This is a genomic window from Micromonospora sp. NPDC049799 (genome assembly GCF_040656655.1).
Classification (GTDB): domain Bacteria; phylum Actinomycetota; class Actinomycetes; order Mycobacteriales; family Micromonosporaceae; genus Micromonospora.
Map to the genome: position 1 here is coordinate 1 of NZ_JBFAMU010000697.1, position 2,116 is coordinate 2,116.

The 2,116-nt window shown below is 74.7% G+C and carries 2 protein-coding genes and 1 pseudogene; 2 read left to right on the plus strand and 1 reads right to left on the minus strand.

Going from position 1 to position 2,116, the window contains the following annotated elements:
- Nucleotides 1-217 precede the first annotated feature (217 nt).
- The gene (locus AB0I76_RS28420) at nucleotides 218-823 is read left to right on the plus strand and encodes a response regulator transcription factor (protein ID WP_357041769.1); all 606 of its coding nucleotides are present in this window, start codon (nucleotides 218-220) and stop codon (nucleotides 821-823) included.
- Between the two features lie 316 nt (nucleotides 824-1,139).
- A pseudogene (locus AB0I76_RS28425) lies at nucleotides 1,140-1,427 on the plus strand (LuxR C-terminal-related transcriptional regulator); the annotation flags it as partial.
- On the opposite strand, the gene AB0I76_RS28430 reads toward AB0I76_RS28425, so the two are convergent.
- On the minus strand, nucleotides 1,329-2,116 hold a 788-nt coding region (locus tag AB0I76_RS28430), incomplete at its 5' end, for an ABC transporter ATP-binding protein (RefSeq protein ID WP_357041772.1). The pseudogene AB0I76_RS28425 and the gene AB0I76_RS28430 overlap by 99 nt on opposite strands.

Here is a 2,116-nt window from a genome sequence, read left to right on the forward strand (position 1 = left end):
GGTCAGCCACAGTTGTCCTTTCGGCTGCCGACTGCGGGGCTCGCAAGCTCACTCCTCGCGTCAGCCACGGAGCATCTCCGCCACCAGGAAGGCATGCCCCGACCGTCGACAGGTCGACGTGTCGCGGGCCGGACCTCGTCCGTGAGAGCCGGCGGTCCGCCCGGTCCCGTCGAGGGGACCGGATCGCCGGCCGCGTGCCCAGGATCGGAGCTACGCGTTGATCCGCGTCGTCGTTGCCGAGGAGATGTGTCTGCTGCGCAGCGCGCTGTGCGCCGCGCTGTCGAACGAGGAGGACATGGAGGTCGCCGCCGAGGTGACCGGAGTGGGCGAGGTGTCGGCCGCGGTGCGGCGGCACCGGCCCGACGTGGTGCTGGTCGACCTGGGCGTGGACGCGCCGCATCCCGTGGAGGTGGTCGCGGACATCGTCGCGGCGGCCCCCGGTACGGGCGTGCTGGCGCTGGGCAGCCAGTGGAGCCAGACCATGGTCGCGGAACTGCTGGCCGCCGGAGCCGGTGGCCTGGTCGGCACGGACGCGTCGTTGGCGGCGCTGGTCGCCGCCGTCCGCGACGTCGCCGCCGGGGAGAGGGTGATCGACGCGACGGCCGCCGTGACGGCGTTGAGCCCGTCGTCGAGCCCGTTGACCCGCCGGGAGGCGGAGGTGCTGCGGGTGGCCGCCGAAGGGCTCCCGGTCAAGGAGATCGCCCGCCGGCTCTACCTGGCCCACGGGACGGTCCGCAACCACCTGTCGGCGGGCATGCGCAAGACCGGTGCCCGCAACCGTATGGAGGCGGTGTGGCGAGCCCGGAGGGAGGGCTGGATATAGGGACGTTCAGGCGCGGAGGGCGGACCGCCACCGAGCAGGGGCGGACGGTACGTGTTTGAATGCTGACGTCCCGTGATCTGTTCGTCGATGTCTGGGGAGGCCTACGGTGATCCGTGCCCTGCTCGCTCTCGACGGCGCCCTGGTCCGTGGCGCTCTGTCCCTGGTGCTCGCCGCCGAGGACGACATCACCGTGGTGGCGGAACTGGACCGCCGGGACGCCCTGGCACCGGCGGTACGGGCAGGGCGTCCCGACGTGGCGGTCGTCGACCTGGACTTCGTCGCCGGAGCCGAAGCCGCGGCGCACTGCCCCCTGCTGGTGCTCGCCGACTGCCGCCGGGCGCGGCACCTGCACCGGATCCTGCGTCCGGGTCGGACCGTCGGCATCCTCGGCCGGGACGTCGCCCCGCAGCGGGTGGTGGACGGGATCCGACGGCTGGCCCGCCGGGAGTCCCTGGTCGACGCCGAGGTGGTGCTGGCGGCACTGTCCCGGGACAGTCCGTTGACCTCACGGGAGGTGGAGATCCTCGACCTGACCGCGTCCGGGGCGCCGGTGGTGGAGGTCGCCGGGGTGCTCGGGCTCGCTCCGGGTACGGTGCGGAACCATCTCGGACGGATCGCCCGCAAGGCGGGGGCGCGGACGCGGGTCGAGGCGGTGCGCGTCGCGCGTGAGGCCGGCTGGATCTGAGGGCGCCACCGGAGTCCAGGGCCCGCCGAGGGGCGCGCCGGACGGCACCGCCGCGTGCTGCCAGAGCCCGACGAGTTCCCGGTAGGTGGGGGACCGGGCCGGCAGTTCCTCGTGGGTGCCGAGGACCTGCCGGTCGCCGTCGAACACCAGCACCCGGTCGGCGCGGGTCGCCGAGCTGATCCGGTGCGCGACGACCACCAGGGTGCCGGGCCGGCGGGCGAAGGCATCCTCGACGGTCGCCTCCAGCATCGGGTCCAGGTGGCAGGTCGCCTCGTCGAGGATCACCAGCGGCGCCGGCGCCAGGTAGGCCCGCACCGCGGCGAGGAGCTGCCGCTCACCGGCGGAGAGGGCGGCCGGGTCGATCTCGGCGGCGAGACCACCGAGGCGGGCCACCAGGGGCCGGGCCCCCAGGGCGTCCACCGCGGACTCCAGGGTCGCCTCGTCCACGTCCGGCCGCAGATAGCGGAGGTTGTCGGCGAGGGTACCGGTCCGGACGTACGCCTCCTGCGGCACCAGCACGCGGAGCCGGGCCAGCGCGGCCGGCGCGAGTGCGGCGACCGGCGCCCCCGCCAAATGGACCGAGCCGCGCTCCGGCTGGGCCAGCCCGG